Annotated in this window: 14 protein-coding genes; 8 read left to right on the forward strand and 6 right to left on the reverse strand. The window is 73.7% G+C overall.

The genetic code is table 11. From position 1 onward, the window contains the following. The first annotated feature begins 36 nt into the window (after window positions 1–36). On the forward strand, window positions 37–1,599 hold the full coding sequence (locus HZF07_RS04185) for an AMP-binding protein (RefSeq protein ID WP_157347169.1): 1,563 nt from the start codon (window positions 37–39) through the stop codon (window positions 1,597–1,599). A 174-nt stretch (window positions 1,600–1,773) separates the two neighbouring features. Further along, complete coding sequence (locus tag HZF07_RS04190; protein WP_157347170.1) at window positions 1,774–3,357, forward strand: MFS transporter; 1,584 nt, start codon at window positions 1,774–1,776, stop codon at window positions 3,355–3,357. Window positions 3,358–3,365: 8 nt separating this feature from the next. Here the strand turns inward: HZF07_RS04190 and HZF07_RS04195 are convergent, their stop codons facing one another. The 4 genes from HZF07_RS04195 to HZF07_RS04210 all read right to left on the reverse strand — a co-directional run bounded on the left by HZF07_RS04195 (window position 3,366) and on the right by HZF07_RS04210 (window position 6,657). Further along, window positions 3,366–4,316, reverse strand: coding sequence for a DUF389 domain-containing protein (locus tag HZF07_RS04195; protein WP_157347172.1), 951 nt, complete (start codon window positions 4,314–4,316; stop codon window positions 3,366–3,368). A gap of 58 nt (window positions 4,317–4,374) precedes the next feature. After that, window positions 4,375–4,752 carry a DUF6069 family protein gene (locus HZF07_RS04200; RefSeq protein WP_198346529.1) on the reverse strand — a complete coding sequence of 126 codons (378 nt, stop codon included), beginning with the start codon at window positions 4,750–4,752 and terminating at the stop codon, window positions 4,375–4,377. Between the two features lie 40 nt (window positions 4,753–4,792). Beyond that, window positions 4,793–5,791 carry an RNA polymerase subunit sigma-70 gene (locus HZF07_RS04205; protein ID WP_157347174.1) on the reverse strand — a complete coding sequence of 333 codons (999 nt, stop codon included), beginning with the start codon at window positions 5,789–5,791 and terminating at the stop codon, window positions 4,793–4,795. Window positions 5,792–5,856: 65 nt separating this feature from the next. Next, window positions 5,857–6,657, reverse strand: a complete 801-nt coding sequence (locus HZF07_RS04210; protein WP_309504431.1) for a spermidine synthase — start codon at window positions 6,655–6,657, stop codon at window positions 5,857–5,859. A 74-nt stretch (window positions 6,658–6,731) separates the two neighbouring features. On the opposite strand from HZF07_RS04210, the gene HZF07_RS04215 reads away from it, so the two are divergent. From HZF07_RS04215 to HZF07_RS04235, 5 genes are read left to right on the forward strand one after another with little or no spacing between them, the layout of a single operon-like run. Continuing rightward, window positions 6,732–8,765 (forward strand): phage holin family protein, encoded by a 2,034-nt coding sequence (locus tag HZF07_RS04215; RefSeq protein WP_157347176.1) that lies wholly within the window; start codon window positions 6,732–6,734, stop codon window positions 8,763–8,765. Then, window positions 8,758–11,118, forward strand: coding sequence for a lysylphosphatidylglycerol synthase domain-containing protein (locus HZF07_RS04220; protein ID WP_157347177.1), 2,361 nt, complete (start codon window positions 8,758–8,760; stop codon window positions 11,116–11,118). Before HZF07_RS04215 ends, HZF07_RS04220 begins: the two co-directional genes overlap by 8 nt. Before the next feature lie 24 nt (window positions 11,119–11,142). After that, on the forward strand, window positions 11,143–11,679 hold the full coding sequence (locus HZF07_RS04225; protein ID WP_309504434.1) for a P-loop NTPase family protein: 537 nt from the start codon (window positions 11,143–11,145) through the stop codon (window positions 11,677–11,679). Continuing rightward, window positions 11,676–12,704 carry a nicotinate-nucleotide--dimethylbenzimidazole phosphoribosyltransferase gene (gene cobT, locus HZF07_RS04230; RefSeq protein WP_309504436.1) on the forward strand — a complete coding sequence of 343 codons (1,029 nt, stop codon included), beginning with the start codon at window positions 11,676–11,678 and terminating at the stop codon, window positions 12,702–12,704. Before HZF07_RS04225 ends, cobT begins: the two co-directional genes overlap by 4 nt. After that, window positions 12,697–13,389, forward strand: coding sequence for an adenosylcobinamide-GDP ribazoletransferase (locus HZF07_RS04235; RefSeq protein WP_157347179.1), 693 nt, complete (start codon window positions 12,697–12,699; stop codon window positions 13,387–13,389). Before cobT ends, HZF07_RS04235 begins: the two co-directional genes overlap by 8 nt. A 25-nt stretch (window positions 13,390–13,414) precedes the next feature. Here the strand turns inward: HZF07_RS04235 and HZF07_RS04240 are convergent, their stop codons facing one another. Further along, window positions 13,415–13,888 (reverse strand): SRPBCC family protein, encoded by a 474-nt coding sequence (locus HZF07_RS04240; protein ID WP_157347181.1) that lies wholly within the window; start codon window positions 13,886–13,888, stop codon window positions 13,415–13,417. A 96-nt stretch (window positions 13,889–13,984) separates the two neighbouring features. Next, entirely contained in the window at window positions 13,985–14,461 is a 477-nt protein-coding gene (locus HZF07_RS04245; protein ID WP_181644749.1) for a CoA-binding protein, read from the reverse strand. A gap of 197 nt (window positions 14,462–14,658) precedes the next feature. Between HZF07_RS04245 and HZF07_RS04250 the strand changes: the two genes are divergently transcribed. Further along, entirely contained in the window at window positions 14,659–15,663 is a 1,005-nt protein-coding gene (locus HZF07_RS04250) for a hypothetical protein (protein ID WP_181644750.1), read from the forward strand. Window positions 15,664–15,691: the final 28 nt, after the last annotated feature.

A 15,691-nucleotide genomic window follows, 5' to 3' on the forward strand; every position in this document is an offset into this window, starting at 1 on the left:
ACTTCGCGCCGACTCGGGCGGGCTGCGGTGACCGCCATGCCCACCGTCCGCGCGCAGCTGCTCGCGCGCGCCGACGACGACTCCCCCGGGCTGCTCGTCGACGCCGCCGCGTGGACCTGGGCCGAGGTGGTGCGGGAGTCCGGCGTGCGGTCGGCGGTGATCGGCACCCTGCTCGACGACACGCAGCCGCCCCACGTCGGCGTGCTGCTCGAGAACGTGCCCGAGTTCGCGTTCCTGCTCGGCGGCGCGGCGCTCGGCGGCCAGGTCGTCGTGGGCCTGAACCCGACCCGGAGGGGAGAGGCGCTCGCCGCCGACGTACGACGAGCCGACGTCCAGGTCGTCGTCACCGACGCTGCGCACGTCGACCTGCTCGCCGAGGTCGACGTGCCGGTGCTCCCCATCGACTCCCCCGACTGGGCGGAGCTGGTGGCCGAGCACGGCGGTGCCGGCGTCCCCGACGTCGAGGTCGGTCCCGACGACCTGGTCATGCTGATCTTCACCTCGGGCACGTCGGGCGAGCCGAAGGCCGTCAACGTGACCCAGGCGAAGATCGCCTACCCGGGGCAGTTCCTCTCGGAGCGGTTCGGGCTGTCCGGCGCCGACGTGGCCTACCTGTCGATGCCGATGTTCCACTCCAACGCGATCATGGCCGGCTGGGGCCCGGCACTCGCGGCCGGCGCGACGATCGCGCTGGCGCCGCGCTTCTCGGCGTCCGGCTTCCTGCCCGACGTGCGCCGCTACGGCGCGACGTACGCCAACTACGTCGGCAAGCCGCTCACCTACGTGATGGCCACACCCGAGCAGCCCGACGACGCCGACAACCCGCTGCGGCTGGTCTTCGGCAACGAGGCCAACGAGCGGGACATCGCGGCGTTCGGCCGACGCTTCGGCTGCGTGGTCGTCGACTCCTACTCCTCGACCGAGAACGCCGTGATCGTGCAGCGGGTGCCGGAGATGCCGCCCGGCAGCCTCGGCCGGCCGCTCGACGGGGTGAAGGTCCTCGACCCGGAGACGATGGCCGAGGTGCCGGACGCCGTGTTCGGCCCCGACGGCGCGCTGCTCAACGCCGAGGCCGCGACCGGCGAGCTGGTCAACACGCAGGGCGCCGGCGCGTTCGCGGGCTACTACAAGGACCCCGGCGCCGAGGCCGAGCGGATGCGCGGCGGGATGTACTGGTCCGGCGACCTCGCCTACCGCGACGCCGACGGGTTCGTGTACTTCGCCGGCCGCACGGCCGACTGGCTGCGGGTCGACGGCGAGAACCTCGGCGCCGCGCCCGTCGAGCGCATCCTGCTCCGCCACCCCGATATCTCGGAGGCGGCGGTGTACGCCGTGCCGGACGAGTCGGTCGGCGACCAGGTGATGGCGGCCCTCGTGGTACGCACCGGCCTGGACCCGGCCGCGTTCGGGGCGTTCCTCGCCGGGCAGCCCGACCTCTCCCCCAAGGCGTGGCCGCGCTACGTGCGCCTGCTCGACACCCTGCCGCGCACCGCGACCAACAAGGTCCTCAAGCGCGAGCTGGCCGCGCAGGGGCCGGTCGCCGGCGACGGCGAGCTCTGGGCGCGGGCGGCGCGCGGGACGGCGTACGCGAGGGCCTAGGGACGCTCGTCCGAGGACTTCCGGCGTCCCTGCGCCGTCGAGTGACGTGAAACCGCCCTCAGGAGCTGCCCCGGAGGGCCGTTTCGCGTCACTCGACGGTCAACGCGCCGGACCACCCCGGAATCCACCCGCCGACGGCAGCGCCCCCACCCGGCGCGGCCGTACATTCGGCGGATGGCACCGGATGCGGAGGCGACCCCTCCCTTCAACCAGCGGCTGGCGATCCTGCTCGCGATGGCGATGTTCGTGCTCGTGGTGGACACCTCGCTCATGAACGTCTCGATCTCCGCGGTGGTGCACGACATCGACGCGACGGTCAGCGGCGTGCAATCGGCCATCGCGCTGGAGGCCCTGGTGTCCGCGGCGTTCATCCTGATCGGCGGCAAGGTCGCCGACCTGATCGGCCGCAAGCTCGCCTACACGCTGGGGCTGTGCGCGTACGGCGTCGGCGCGGTCTCCATGACGCTCGCCCAGAGCATCCTGCCGATCATCATCTTCTGGGCCGTCGTCGGCGGCATCGGCGCCGCGCTGCTGCTGCCCGGCATGCAGGCGCTCATCCACGGCAACTTCGAGGGTGCCGCGCAGAAGCGGGTCTACGCGCTCGTCGGCGCGTCCGCGGCGATCGCCGCGGCCGTCGGCCCCCTCATCGGCGGCTTCCTGACGACGGCCCTGTCCTGGCGGGTGGGGTTCGCGATGGAGGCCGTGATCATCGCGGTCGTGCTGAGCGGGCTGGGCCTGGTCAAGGACGTGCCGTACGGCGGCCCCCGGCAGATCGACCTCGTCGGCGCGGCGCTCTCGGTGCTCGGCATGGGTGGCCTGGTGCTCGGGATCCTGGTCTGGCAGGAGGGCGGCGGCGCCGTCGGCGCGCTGCTGGCCGTCGGCCTGGTCGGGCTGGGGTCGCTGGTCTGGTGGCTCCGGCACCGCAAGCGCGCCGGGAAGCCGGCCCTCGTCGACCCTGCGCTCTTCTCGTCGGTCCACTTCCGGCTCGGCATCTCCAGCCAGATGCTCCAGCAGATCGCGCTCGGCGGCGCAATGATCACGCTGCCGATCTACCTCCAGATGGTGCTGGAGTACAACGCGCTGGAGGCGGGCCTCTCGCTCGCTCCCCTGTCGCTGAGCATGTTCGCCGCGTCGATGTACGTCGGCCGCAAGCTGACCGCCGTACGCGCCGGGACCCTGATCCGCTGGGGCTTCACGCTCCTGCTCGTCGGGATCGTCGTGGTCGGCCTGATCGTCCCGCGGGCCGACTCGGGGCTCGCGCTGGCGCCCGCGCTGGTCGTCGCCGGCACCGGCCTCGGCGTGCTCGTCTCCCAGCTCAACAACTTCACCCTCGCCCCGATCACCGAGGAGCGGGTCAGCGAGGCCGCCGCGGTCAACTCGGCCGCGGGCTCCTTCGGGCTCTCCTTCGGCCTGGCCTTCGCCGGGGCGATCATGCTCGCGGCCCTGTCGATCGTGTTCACGACGATGTCCGACAACTCAGACGTGCTTCCCGCAGACGATAAGGAGCAGGTCGCCCAGGCGCTGGAGGAGGACGCCCAGGTGATGAGCAACTCCCTGCTCGAGGAGCAGCTCGCCGGGGAGCCCGAGGACGTCCAGGCCGAGATCATCCGGATCAACACCGACGCCCGGCCGATCGCGCTGCAGATCGGCCTGCTGGTGCCGGTGGTCGCCGCTCTGATCGGCGTGGTCCTGTCGATCCGGATCGGCCGGCTCCCCGACATCGCGGCGCAGTCGTCCCACCAGGGCCTGGAGCTCTAGGGCGGGCTCTAGGCGGGGTCGCGGCGTCGTCGGCGGCTCAACGCCATCCGGTGCCACACGCGCTGCTGCAGGGCGAGCGTGGCCCAGCCGGCGAGGGCCATCCCGGCGACGTTCACGACCAGCTGGAGCGAGCTGCCGAGGACCTCGTGCCACACGCCGAAGGCGAGGCCGAGGGCGACGTTGCCGGCGGCGGGCACGGTCGTGACCGAGATGAACACGCCGGACAGCCCGCCGACCTTCGCCGAGGTCAGCGAGAGCACCCCGGCGGCGCCGGCCACGAGAGCCACGATGAACGACCACTTGTCGGGGGTGTAGATGAACGCCGTGCCGATGCGCTCGGTGGTCAGGTCGTCGACCACGACCCAGCCCAGGGCCCGGGCCGCGAGGGACAGCCCGGTCGTGAGCGCGATCGCCGCCCCGAAGCCGACGACCAGGGTCCGCGCCGCGAGCGTGAACAGCGTGCGCCGGTGCCGGACCAGGGCCAGCCCGAGCGCGGCCACGGCGACGAACTCCGGCCCGAGCACCATGGCCCCGATCACGAGGATCTGGGAGTCCAGGACGATCGCGATCGAGGCGAGGACCGTCGCCATCGTCATGAACGACAGGTAGGTCCAGTTCAGCTCGGTCTCCTCGTACGCCCGCTGGGTCACCTCCGCCCACACGACCGCGTCGGCGCTCGCGCCCGGTGTGACCTTCTCCGCCTCCAGCCCGCGACGCGAGATCCAGGTCGTGACCGGGTCGACGTGCAGGGTGCCCTGCTCGGGGACCCCGATCGCGATGAGCCGGTCGACGATGTCGTTGACCGCCTCGCGGGCGACGTCGGCGAGCACGATGTCGCCCGCCGGCGTCAGCGAGGTGCCGGCGAGGACGGCGAGGGAGCTGACCGCCGGGTCGTCGCGCAGGACGTCGAGGACCCCGTCGGTCAGGTCGGCGGGCACAGCGACGCGCACGTGCAGCATGGTCAGGCCTCCAGGACGCGGGCCGGGCTCGGGCTGCCGACAGCCAACAGCGCCGTCCTCACCCCTCTGCCAGGCGGGTACTCCGCGCACAGCCTGCCACCCCGCGGCCCCTGAGGCTGCGCGCCAGCGCCGGGACCACCACGGCCGCGGCGAGCAGGTGCAGCGCGACCAGGGTGGCGGTGGTGGGGACGTCGGCCGGCGCCAGCAGGGGCGGGACCAGCGAGAGCGCGGTCAGCGCGACCGTGATCCGCACCAGCTGCTCGGCCGGACGAGCGCTCCAGCGCCGCAGGGCGGCGGCGAGGAGCACGCCGACGGCGGAGAAGACGCCGGTGACGACGGCGACCCCGGACAGCGGGATCGGCTCCTCCCCCGCGGCGACCACGAGGTCGACGCCGCAGGCGCGGGCGACGGCGGCGCCGAGCGTGGTGGCTGCCATCGCCGCGACCGTCGCGACGAGGCCGGTGACCCACACCGGACTACTCCGCGCCGTCGGCGGGCAGCCGGGCGGGGAGCCCGAGCCGGGGGAACTGGTCGGCGTCGAAGATCACGACCTCGGTGATCTCCCCGCGGCTGATGCGCAGGACGTCGAGCGTCAGCGGCAGGTGGGCGCGCTCGTCCTCCTGCCAGAGGTAGAAGGCGATGGCGGGCTGCCGGTTCACCGAGGTGGGCACCCCCCGCAGGCCGGTGATCTCGGCGAAGCCGTCCGAGACCCAGTCGGCCACCACCGCGTCCCGGCCGACGCGCACGCCCGGCGTGGGCGGCATCGAGCTGCGTACGTCGTCGCGCAGCATCGTGGCGAGCGCGTCGACGTCCGTGGCCTCGGTGGCGACGGTGAAGCGGCGCAGCAGCTCGCGGGTCGCGGCGTCGGGCTCGCTGCCGGTCCAGTCCTGCCGCTCGGCGGGGAGGTGCTCCCGCAGGCCGGCGCGGGCCCGCTGCAGCGCGCTGTTGACCGAGTTGACCGAGTCACCGAGGAGGTCGGCGACCTCCTTGGCCGGCCAGCCGAGCACGTCCCGCAGGACCAGCACCGCCCGCGGGCGGGGAGCGAGGTGCTGGAGGGCGACGAGGTAGGCCAGCTCGATCGTCTCCCGGGCGACGGCCACCGCCTCCGGCTCGTCCGCGTCACCCGCCGGCAGCTCGTCGAGCAGCCGGTCCGGGTAGGGCTGCAGCCACCGCACCTCGCCGCCGGTCGCGGGCTCGGGGCGGCGCTTGTCGAGCAGGTCGAGGCTGGCGTTGGTGGCGATCCGGTAGAGCCAGGCGCGGAACGTCGACCGGCCCTCGAAGGTCTCCCGCCGCCGCCAGGCCCGCAGGAACGTCTCCTGCACCGTGTCCTCGGCGTCCTCGAACGAGCCGAGCATCCGGTAACAGTGCACGTGCAGCTCCCGGCGGTGCGGCTCCGTCAGCCTCGCGAAGGCGGTCTCGTCGACCTCCCCCAGACCGTCCACGTCCGGCTCCTCCAGTCGGGTGTCCACGCTCATCGCCTCAACCTCTCCGTCGCATCATGTCCTGTCGCACGTGTGACGGCAGCGAGCGGCGGAAGTCATCACCCGGGTGCCGGCGACGGCTCCGTGTCGGCGTCGGTGAAGGGCGCGCCGCCGCCGAACGAGTCGGACACGGCGGCTGCGTCGAGCACGCGGTACGGCGAGCCGGCGGTCGTCGCCCGCCGCCGCAGCGCGTCGAGGGGCAGGGTGCCGGCGGTCGCCACGACCACCAGGTTGCCGGCCCGTCGGGCGCGCAGCGTGGCCGGCTCCGCGGTGAGGAGCAGGTGGGGGAACGAGGTGCGCACGGCGGCGACGGCCCGCCGGGTCCACGCGAACGGCGCCCGGTCGGTGAGGTTGAGCGCCACCACACCCGCACCGCCCGCGACGCGCGCGAGCTCGGCGTACGCCTCGGCGGTGACGAGCGAGCCCGGCACCCGCGCGTCGGCGAACGCGTCGACGACGACGAGGTCGGCGCTGCCGTCGCGCAGCGCCGCCAGGCCGGTGCGTCCGTCGGCGGCGCGCACCTTGATGCCGCTCTGGCGCGGCAGCGGCAGCTCGCGGCGCACGAGCTCGGTGACCCGAGCGTCCGGCTCGAGCACCACCTGGGCCGACCGCGGGCGGGTGGCGGCGACGTACCGGGGCAGGGTCAGCCCGGCGCCGCCGACGTGGACCACCCGCAGCGGCTCCCCTGCCGGGCCGACGGCGTCGACGACGTCGCCCAGGCGGCGTACGTACTCGAACACGAGCCGGGTGGGGTCGGTCAGGTCGACGTAGGACTGGTCCATCCCCGACATCCGCAGCACGAACGACCCGGCTCGGTCGGCCGGCACGACCTCGGCCGGACGGTTCTCGGCGGCGTCCACGGGTCGGAGCCTGCCAGACGACCGCCCGAATCGGGGGACCCCCTGAGGGGGTCACCCTCCGCTACGGTCGCGCCATGGGCGTGCTGCGGTGGGGCGACGTGGGCCGTGCCGCCGTGGCGCTGGTCGGCGCCGCGGTCGGCATCTGGATCTGCTCGTGGCTGATCCCCAGCTTCGACGTGGGCTCCTGGGAGGACGCCTTCCGCGTCGCCGTGCTGATCGCGATCTGCGGAGCCGTGCTCCGCTTCTTCCTCGTCCGGGGGGCCGTCCTCGTCGGCTGGGTCGCCGCACTGGTCGTCGGTCTCCTCGGCCAGGCGCTCGCCGTGTGGATCGTCGTCTACCTGCCGCGCGGGGGCGACGCGGCCGACATCGGCTGGGCCCTGGTCGCCTCCTGGATCATCGCCGCCGTCTCGACACTCTTCGTCTGGGTCGGGACCGCGGGCACCGACGACGCCGTGACCGCGACCCTCCTGCGCCGCGCCCGGCGCAGGAAGCAGGAGATCCCCGACCCCGAGGTCGCCGGCATCGTGTTCGTGCAGGCCGACGGCGTCCCCTTCCCGGTGCTCGACTGGTGCGTCCGGGCCGGCACGCTGCCCACGTTGTCCCGGTGGCTGCGCAGCGGCACCCACCGGTCGGCGGAGTGGCGGCCCAAGCTGCCCGCGACCACGCCGGCCAGCCAGATGGGCATCCTCCACGGCACCATCGAGGGCATCCCCGCCTTCCGGTGGGTGGACCGCCCGACCGGCAAGGTCTACGTCGCCAACCGGCCGGCGGACGCCGCCCTCATCGAGGCCGCGCACTCGGACGGTCGCGGGCTGCTCGCGGACGACGGTGTCTCCGTCAGCAACCTCTTCACGGGCGACGCGCCCACGGCGTACGCCACGATGAGCGCGATCGGCCGCGGCCGGGAGACCCGGGAGTCACGCCAGGCCCTCTCGGAGTTCCTCGCCCGGCCCGCCGGGTTCGCTCGCAGCATGTCGCGCGCGATCAGCGAGATCGCCCGGGAGCGCTTCCAGGCCACCCGCGCCAAGCGCCGCGACATCCGGCCGCGCGTCCACCGCGGCTGGGCCTTCGCCGGCGAGCGGGCCGCGCTCACCGGGGTGATCCGCGACCTCAACACCACCCTCGTCGCCGACTCGATGCTCAAGGGTCGCCGCAGCATCTACGTCGACTACGTCGACTACGACGCCGTCGCGCACCACGCCGGGATCCTGCAGCCGGAGTCGCTGGACGCCCTCGCGGGCATCGACGCCGTGCTCGCGCAGCTCGAGGCCATCGCCGCGGTCGCACCGCGGAAGTACCACATCGTCGTGCTGTCGGACCACGGCCAGTCGCAGGGCACGATCTTCGCGGACCGGTACGGCGAGGACCTCGCCGCGCTCGTCTCGCGGCTCACCGACTCGGCGGCGGTCTCCTCGCTGGAGAACGCCGAGGGCAGCGGCGCGGTGAACTCGATGGTCGCCGGCAACGCGAGCAGCGACACCGTGCTGGGCCGGGCGCTGCAGCGGGCCTCGGACCGGGCCGCGGAGCGGATCGCCGCCGACACCATCGAGACGACGAGCCCCGAGAAGGCCGAGGAGTTCCTGGTCTTCGGCTCCGGCAACCTCGGTCTCGTCTACGTCGCTGGCGAGAAGCACCGGCTGACCGTCGACGAGCTCACGGCGCGCTACCCGCAGCTGCTCCCCGGGCTGACCACGCACCCCGGTGTGGGGTTCGTCGTCGTCGACACCGCCGAGCACGGGCCGGTCGCGATCGGCGCCGCCGGCGAGCACCGCGTGCGCGAGGGTGTCGTGGTCGGCAGCGACCCGCTCACGCCGTACGGGCCGCACGCCCCCGAGTTCGTCCTCCGCGCCGCGACGATGCCCGAGGCACCGGACATCTACGTCAACAGCCTCGTGGACGAGCTCGACGAGGTCGCCGCGTTCGAGGGGCTGGTGGCCTGCCACGGCGGGCTCGGCGGCTGGCAGGACCGCGGCATGATCGTGCACCCCGCCGACTTCTCGCTGCCCGACGACATGGTCGTCGGCGCCGACGCGCTGCACCGGGTCCTGGTGGGGTGGCTCGAGGACCTCGGTCACCGCGCCGGCCTCCGGGAGGACGCGGATGCCTGACCGGACCGAGCACCAGCCCCGGCGCTTCTTCGTCAACGACAACGGCTCGTCCCGGCGTCCCGTCGACCTGGCGCTCGCCGTGCTCGGCACGCTCGTCGCGGTGCTCAGCATGCTGGCCGTCGCCAACCCGCCCGGCCAGCTCGACGCGACCGTCCGGGCGGTCGCGGAGGACCTCCCCGACTGGGTGGCGAACGTCTTCGACGCGGTGTACGCCCTCGGCGCGGTCTACGCGGTCGTCGCCATCGTCCTCGCCGTCGCCACCGCCGGCCGGCGGGGCCGGCTGATGCTGGCGCTGCCGGTCGCCGTGGTCATCTCCGTCGCCGGAGTCCTGCTCTGCTCGTTCCTCGTCGGGGCCGGCTGGCCCGACCTCGCCCCCGACCCGGTCAAGGCCTCCTCTCCGGACACCTTCCCGACGGTCCGGGTCGCCGCCACCACCGCCGTGCTGCTGACGCTGCGTCCCTGGCTGGTCCTCGCCTACCGACGGCTCAGCATCAGCATCGTCGTCGTGCTCTGCATCGCGGCGTGGATCATCGGCACCGGTGGCCCCACCGACGTGATCGGCGCGCTCGGCGTCGGCATGGCCGCCGCGGGTGTCGCCCTGGTCCTGGTCGGCTCGCCCGGCGGGCACCCCGACCTGGCGCAGGTCGCGCGCAGCCTCGCGTCCCTGGGGGTCGACGCGGCCGACCTGCGCTTCGCCGAGCACCAACCCTGGGGGACGCGGGTCCTGCACGCGGTCTCCACCACCGCAGGTCCGGTCGTCATCAAGGTCTACGGCCGCGACGCGACCGATGCCCACCGCTCCGCGCGCTGGTGGCGCACCCTGGTCTACCGCGACCAGTCCGCTCCCGACGCCACCCGGCTCCAGCTCGTGGAGCACGAGGCCCTGGTCACGATCCTCGCCGAGCGGGCCGGCGTCGCCGTCCCCGCCGTGGTCGCCGCTGCCAGCGCCCTCGGCGACGCGGTGCTGGTCCTCGGCCGGCCGCCGACACCCATCGGGAGCAGCACGGACATCGACGACGCCACGTTGCGCGCGACGTGGACGGCGGTGGCCCGCCTGCACGCCGCCGGCCTCACGCACGGGCGGCTGATCCTCGACCGGGTCGGGATGTCTCCCGACGGCACGGCGGTCCTCTCCGACTTCGCGGAGGGTCGGATCGCGGCGACGGAGGCCGAACGCAACCGCGAGGTCGCGATCCTGCTCATCGCCCTGGCGCTCCGGGTCGGTGCCGACCGGGCGACCGATGCCGCCCTCGCCGCGCTCGGCACCGAGCAGGTGGCCGCGGCCCAGCCCTACCTCCAGCGCGCGGCGCTTCCTCGCGAGGTGCGGCCCCAGCCGGGCGTGAAGGAGACGATCCCGGCCGTCTCCGCCGCGATCTCCGAGCGGACCGGTGTCGACGCGCCACCGCCGGCGCCCATCCAGCGGTTCGGCTGGCGCGACCTGGCGCAGACGGCGCTCATCCTGGTCGCGGCGTACGCGCTGCTGAGCACCCTGGTCGGACTGGACTGGCAGACCGTTCTCGACACCTGGCAGCACGCGAACTGGGCGTGGGTCGCTGCCGGTCTCGTCATCGCCCAGGGGACCGCCGTCGCGGACTCGATCTCGACGATGTCCGCGGTGCCGAGCCGGCTGCCGCTGTGGCCGCTGGTGCAGATCCAGTACGGCATCAAGACCCTCGGGCTCGCCGTGTCCGCCTCCGTGGGTCGACTGGCGCTGAACACCTCGTTCCTGCGCAGGTATGGCGAGGGTCCGTCCGTCGCTGTGAGCGCGGTGGCGCTGGACGCCGCCGCCGCCTCGCTGTGCAACGTCATCGTGGTCGCCCTCGGGCTGCTGCTCGCCGACCAGATGCCGGACCTCGACCTCGCGGGCCCGGGTGACCTCGAGAAGCTCATGGCCGCGCTGGCGCTGGCGATCGTCGTGTCGGTCGTGACGCTGGTGGCCGTCCCGAAGCTGCGGCGCAAGATCGCCGAGGCGGTCCGCAGCACCTGGGCCTCGCTCAAGGTCGTCACGGCCAACCCGGCGCGTGCCCTCCTCATGTTCGGCACCAACCTCGCGTCGCTGCTGATCACCGGCATCGCGCTCACCTGCATGTGCGCCGGGCTCAACCCCGGCGTCTCCTACGGAGAGGCCGTGTTCGTGGTGGGCGCCGCGGCACTCTTCTCCGCGCTCATCCCCGTGCCGGGCAACGTCGGCGTCGCCGAGGCCGCCCTGGCGGCCGGTCTGGTCGCCGTCGGGGTCCCGAGCGGACCGGCGTTCGCGATCGCGGTCACGCAGCGGATCGCCACGTCGTACCTGCCGGACGTCTACGGCGGCTGGGCCCTGCGGTGGCTCCGCAAGGAGGACTACATCGACTGAGGCGCCGCCCGTAGGATCCGGTGCGTGCCGGGTCGTCCACAGCGCGTCGTCGTCGCCGGCGCCAGCGGGTCGGGGAAGAGCACCCTGGCCGCGCGCATCGGCGCCCTCCTGGACCTTCCGTACACCGAGATGGACTCGCTCTACCACGGCCCGGGCTGGGTCCCGCGGCCGTCGTTCGAGGCCGACGTCGACGCGCTGGTGGCCGGTGAGCGCTGGGTGACGGAGTGGCAGTACTCCCATGCCCGGCCGCTGCTGGCCGAGCGCGCGGACCTCTTCGTCTGGCTGGACCTGCCCTACCCGCTCGTCCTCGCCCGCGTCGTCCGGCGCACGGTGCGGCGCCGGCTGCGCCGCGAGGAGCTGTGGAACGGCAACCAGGAGGGCCCGCTGCACACGTTCTTCACCGATCCCGAGCACATCGTGCGCTGGTCGTGGCAGACCCGGCACCAGTACCGCGAGCGCGTGCCCGCCGTCGCCGCCGACCGGCCGGACCTGCCGATCGTGCGGCTGCGCAGCCGCCGACAGCTGGAGCGGTGGCTGGGTGACCTAGGCTCTCCGCCGTGATCGCACCGCCGTCCCCGACCGTCGCCGCCGCTGCCGCCGAGAGGCTCGCCGGCCTGGCCACACCCCCGGGGGCGCTCGGCCGGCTGGGCGAGCTGGCCGTCTGGATCGCGGCCGCGCAGGGCCAGGTGCCGCCCCGGCCGCTCGACAACGTGCGGCTGGTGATCTTCGCCGGCGACCACGGCGTCGCGCGGCACGGCGTCTCGGCGTACCCGCCCGAGATCACCGGCGCCATGGTGCGCACGTTCGTCGCCGGCCGCGCCGGCGTCTCGGCCCTCGCCGCGGCGCACGGCGTCGCGGTGCGGGTGCTCGACATCGGCGTCGACGACGACCTGGATGGCGTGCCGGACGACGTACGCCGCCACAAGGTGCGCCGCTCCTCGGGCGCGATCCACGTCGAGGACGCCCTGAGCGCGGCCGAGACCGAGGCGGCGCTGGCCGCCGGCGCCGCGGTCGCCCGCGAGGAGGTCGCCGCCGGGGCGCAGGTCCTTATCTCCGGTGACATGGGGATCGGCAACACCACGCCCGCCGCGGCCCTGGTCGCGGCCGGGCTGGGCCTCCCCGCCTCGGAGGTCACCGGGCGGGGCACCGGCATCGACGCCGGCGCCTGGACCCACAAGGTCGAGGTGATCGACCGGGCCCTGGCCCGGGCCGGCGACAGTCTCACCGACCCCGTCGCGTGCCTCACCGCGCTCGGCAGCGCCGACCTCGCCGCGAGCACCGGCTACCTCCTCGAGGCGGCCCGCCTCGGCGTACCCGTGGTCCTCGACGGGCTGATGGCCGTGGCCTGCGCGCTCACCGCCGACCGGATCGAGCCCGGCGCGGCCGCGTGGTACGTCGCCGGTCACCGCTCCACCGAGCCCGCCCAGTCGCTGGCGCTCGCCAAGCTCGGCCTCGAGCCGCTGCTCGACCTCGGGCTCCGGCTCGGCGAGGGCAGCGGCGCCGTCGCCGCGGTGCCGCTGCTGCGCAGCGCGGTCGCCGTGCTGCGCGACGTGGCGCTGCTCTCCGAGCTCCTCCCCGATGCCTGACGCCTGGCGGCTCGCGGTCGGCACGCTGACTGCCGTCCCGGTCGCCGCTCCCCGGCAGGTCGACCGCACCACCGCTCGCAACGCGCTGCTGCTCGCCCCGCTGGCCGTGCTGCCGCTCGGCATCATCGTCGCCGCGGTGCTGATCCTCGGGCGGACGGCGGACCTGCCACCGCTGGCCACCGGGTTCCTCGCGGTCGGCGGGCTGGCCCTCGGCTCGCGGGGGCTGCACTGGGACGGTCTCTCCGACACCGTCGACGGCCTCACCGCGTCGTACGACCGCGAGCGCGCGCTCGCCGTGATGAAGACCGGCACGAGCGGCCCCGCCGGCGTCCTGGCGACCGTCGTCGTCGCCGGTGTGCAGGCCGCCGCCTTCGGCGCGCTGACCGACGAGGTGGTCATCGCCGGGACCCTCGTCTGTCTCTCGCGCTGCGCCCTCTGGATCGCCTGCTGCACCCGCGTCCCCGCCGCCCGCCCCGACGGCCTCGGCGTCGGCTTCACGGCCACCGTCCCGGTGCTCGTCGCCGCCCCCGCCGTGCTCCTCCTCGGCGTCACCGGCGGTCTGGTCGTGCTGGCCCTCGTCGCCCATGCCGTCCGTCGCCTCGGCGGCGTGACCGGCGACGTGATGGGCGCTGCCGTCGAGCTGGCGCTCGCGACGATGCTGGTCTCGGCAGTCGCCGTGCTGTGACCCGCTCAGCGCGCGGGCCTGCTGGTCACGGGCGAGTCAGGATGGTCTCGAGCTGCTCGAGGGAGCGTTCGGCGTATCCGCTCCACATGCGACCGATCACGGTCAGGGTCAGCCGCGCCGGCGATCCCGTCGGATACATCGTCCAGGTCCACGTGACCCGTGAGCTCGTGCCCTCCGCCGCGACGGACCAAGCGCCGTCGATGGTGCGCAGGAAGGGTCGGAGCCGGCCATGCAGGTCATCGAGCCGGTAGGCGAACCCGCGCGGTCGGTCGACGGAGGTGAGCGTCTCTCGCAGGCTGCCGCCGTCGGCGAGCCGGATGACGCGGTCCTGGCCGACGCTTCCCCAGTCGGCCGGCTCGTCCACCACCTCCTGCACTGGCGGGAAGGCGGCATACCGACGACTGAAGAGGTCCGGCAGCGGCGCACCCATCAGCCGGTCGAAGGCCACTGTCTGCTCGACGGGGAGCAGCCGCGATGCCTCAACGCGATAGCCCGACATGATCGAACAGTACGCCCCGCGGACTCGATGCGCTCGACGGCGGAGTTCCGCGGGGCTCGAACCGGAGCCGGCGGGATCGGCCGCTCACAGGCGGGGTCACACGTGTCTGGGCACGTTGCCGTTCAGCCCGAACACCCAGCGCATCATCCTGTGCCCGCCGTCCGCGGTCGGGCCGAACATGCACGGGCAGCCACCGTCGATCACGGTGACCCCGTGCTCGCGCCCGTACGCCGTCGCAGCCTCGGACACGCTTCCCGCGCCCGGACCCCGGTGCATCCACACCTGCCCGATACCGAGGTCGACGCACTCCCGCATGGTGGTCTCCGCGATGTCGGGGCGGGTGCCGATGACCACGGCCTCGACGCGGCCGGGAACCGACGCCAGGTCCGGGTAGCAGCTGTCACCCTCGACACGATCCGCATGCGGGTTGATCGCGACGACCTCGTACCCGCGATCCTTCAGCCGCTTGTAGACCACGTTCGCCCCGTGGCTCTTCGGGTCCCGAGAGACCCCGGTGACCGCGATCCGCTTGTTCGCCAGGAACTCCGATGCTGCCTGCTTGATCGCGACCACGACACACCTCCGAACGTCACCGGAGGCCCTCAGCAGGCCCCCTCGGCCGTGACTTCCATGCTGGCCAACAGCCCGACGATCGAACAGGGGCGAACGTCCCGGCCGCAACGGGCGTGCCCCCGGTCCTCGGGCCGAGATGCCGATGGTCGGAACCGAGAGTGCGCGTCAGGTCGGTGGCTGTGGGTATACCTCCGGACATGAAGCCGTTCAACGTCGGCCTGGTGGCCGACCCGGCCGCGCCCACCCAGATGGCGCATCGCATCAAGGACCTCCAACCGCCGGCGGGCGAGCATCACCACGCCTGGCACATCGAGGTCGTCAGCGAGCCGTTCACCACCGGATCCGAGGATGTCGGCACCGCGATGGCGCGCCTGCGAGTCCAGGCCCACCGGCACGAGTGGGACATCGTCGTGGGTCTGACCGAGCTTCCCCTGCGCGACGACGACGGCCGCTACCTCCTCGTCGAGGCTGACCCGCAACGACGCGCCGCGGTGCTGTCGCTGCCTGCTCTCGGCGGACTGCGCATGCACGCACGTACGCGCCGCGCAGTGCGCACCCTCGTCGGCGACATGGCCGACCCCAACTCCGAGGAGGAGCACCGCGTCCCGCTCCCCCGCCTCGGGGGACGCTGGCGACTTCTTGCGGGAATGGTCCTCGCCAACCGTCCGTGGCTCCTGGTCCCTGGCCTGAAGTCCGCGCTCGTGGCAGCGCTGGCGACCGGCGCCGTCGCCACCGTCAACTCGACGGTCTGGCTGTTGGCAGACTCCCTGTCGTGGTGGCGTCTCGTGGTTGCGACGATCGCCTCGATCGCCCTCGTCGTCGCCTGGCTCGTGATCGACGGCGAGCTGTGGGACCGCCCCGACGACGACTCCCCACAGGCGCGGGATCGGTCACGTCTCTACAACGCCGCGACCCTGTTGACCCTGACGGCCGGGGTGCTCATCTGCTACGTCGCTCTCTACGTCGTGAACCTCGCCTGGGCGTTCTTCGTCCTCGACCCCGATCTCATGGGCGACTACCTCAATGCAGGGCTCGGTTTCCCCGATCTGTTCGTACTGGCCTGGTTCGTGGCGTCAGCGGCCACCGTCGGCGGTGGTCTTGGCTCCGGTCTGGAGACCGACGAGGCCATCCGGGCCGCCGCCTACTCCAAGCGCGAGGAGGACCGCCGCGACCGTCTCGCGCGCGAGCGAGACTCGAAGTAGCGCTGAGCCGATCCTCGCGACGGCCTGC

Source organism: Nocardioides agri (assembly GCF_013778305.1).
Lineage (GTDB): Bacteria > Actinomycetota > Actinomycetes > Propionibacteriales > Nocardioidaceae > Nocardioides > Nocardioides agri.

Coding starts and splice junctions, on each gene's coding strand:
- HZF07_RS04185 (WP_157347169.1), top strand. CDS start 37: ATGCCCACCGTCCGCGCGCAGCTGCTCGCGCGCGCCGACGACGACTCC.
- HZF07_RS04195 (WP_157347172.1), bottom strand. CDS start 4,316: ATGCTGCACGTGCGCGTCGCTGTGCCCGCCGACCTGACCGACGGGGTC.
- HZF07_RS04200 (WP_198346529.1), bottom strand. CDS start 4,752: ATGGCAGCCACCACGCTCGGCGCCGCCGTCGCCCGCGCCTGCGGCGTC.
- HZF07_RS04250 (WP_181644750.1), top strand. CDS start 14,659: ATGAAGCCGTTCAACGTCGGCCTGGTGGCCGACCCGGCCGCGCCCACC.
- HZF07_RS04215 (WP_157347176.1), top strand. CDS start 6,732: ATGGGCGTGCTGCGGTGGGGCGACGTGGGCCGTGCCGCCGTGGCGCTG.
- HZF07_RS04205 (WP_157347174.1), bottom strand. CDS start 5,791: ATGAGCGTGGACACCCGACTGGAGGAGCCGGACGTGGACGGTCTGGGG.
- HZF07_RS04240 (WP_157347181.1), bottom strand. CDS start 13,888: ATGTCGGGCTATCGCGTTGAGGCATCGCGGCTGCTCCCCGTCGAGCAG.
- HZF07_RS04220 (WP_157347177.1), top strand. CDS start 8,758: ATGCCTGACCGGACCGAGCACCAGCCCCGGCGCTTCTTCGTCAACGAC.
- HZF07_RS04235 (WP_157347179.1), top strand. CDS start 12,697: ATGCCTGACGCCTGGCGGCTCGCGGTCGGCACGCTGACTGCCGTCCCG.
- HZF07_RS04190 (WP_157347170.1), top strand. CDS start 1,774: ATGGCACCGGATGCGGAGGCGACCCCTCCCTTCAACCAGCGGCTGGCG.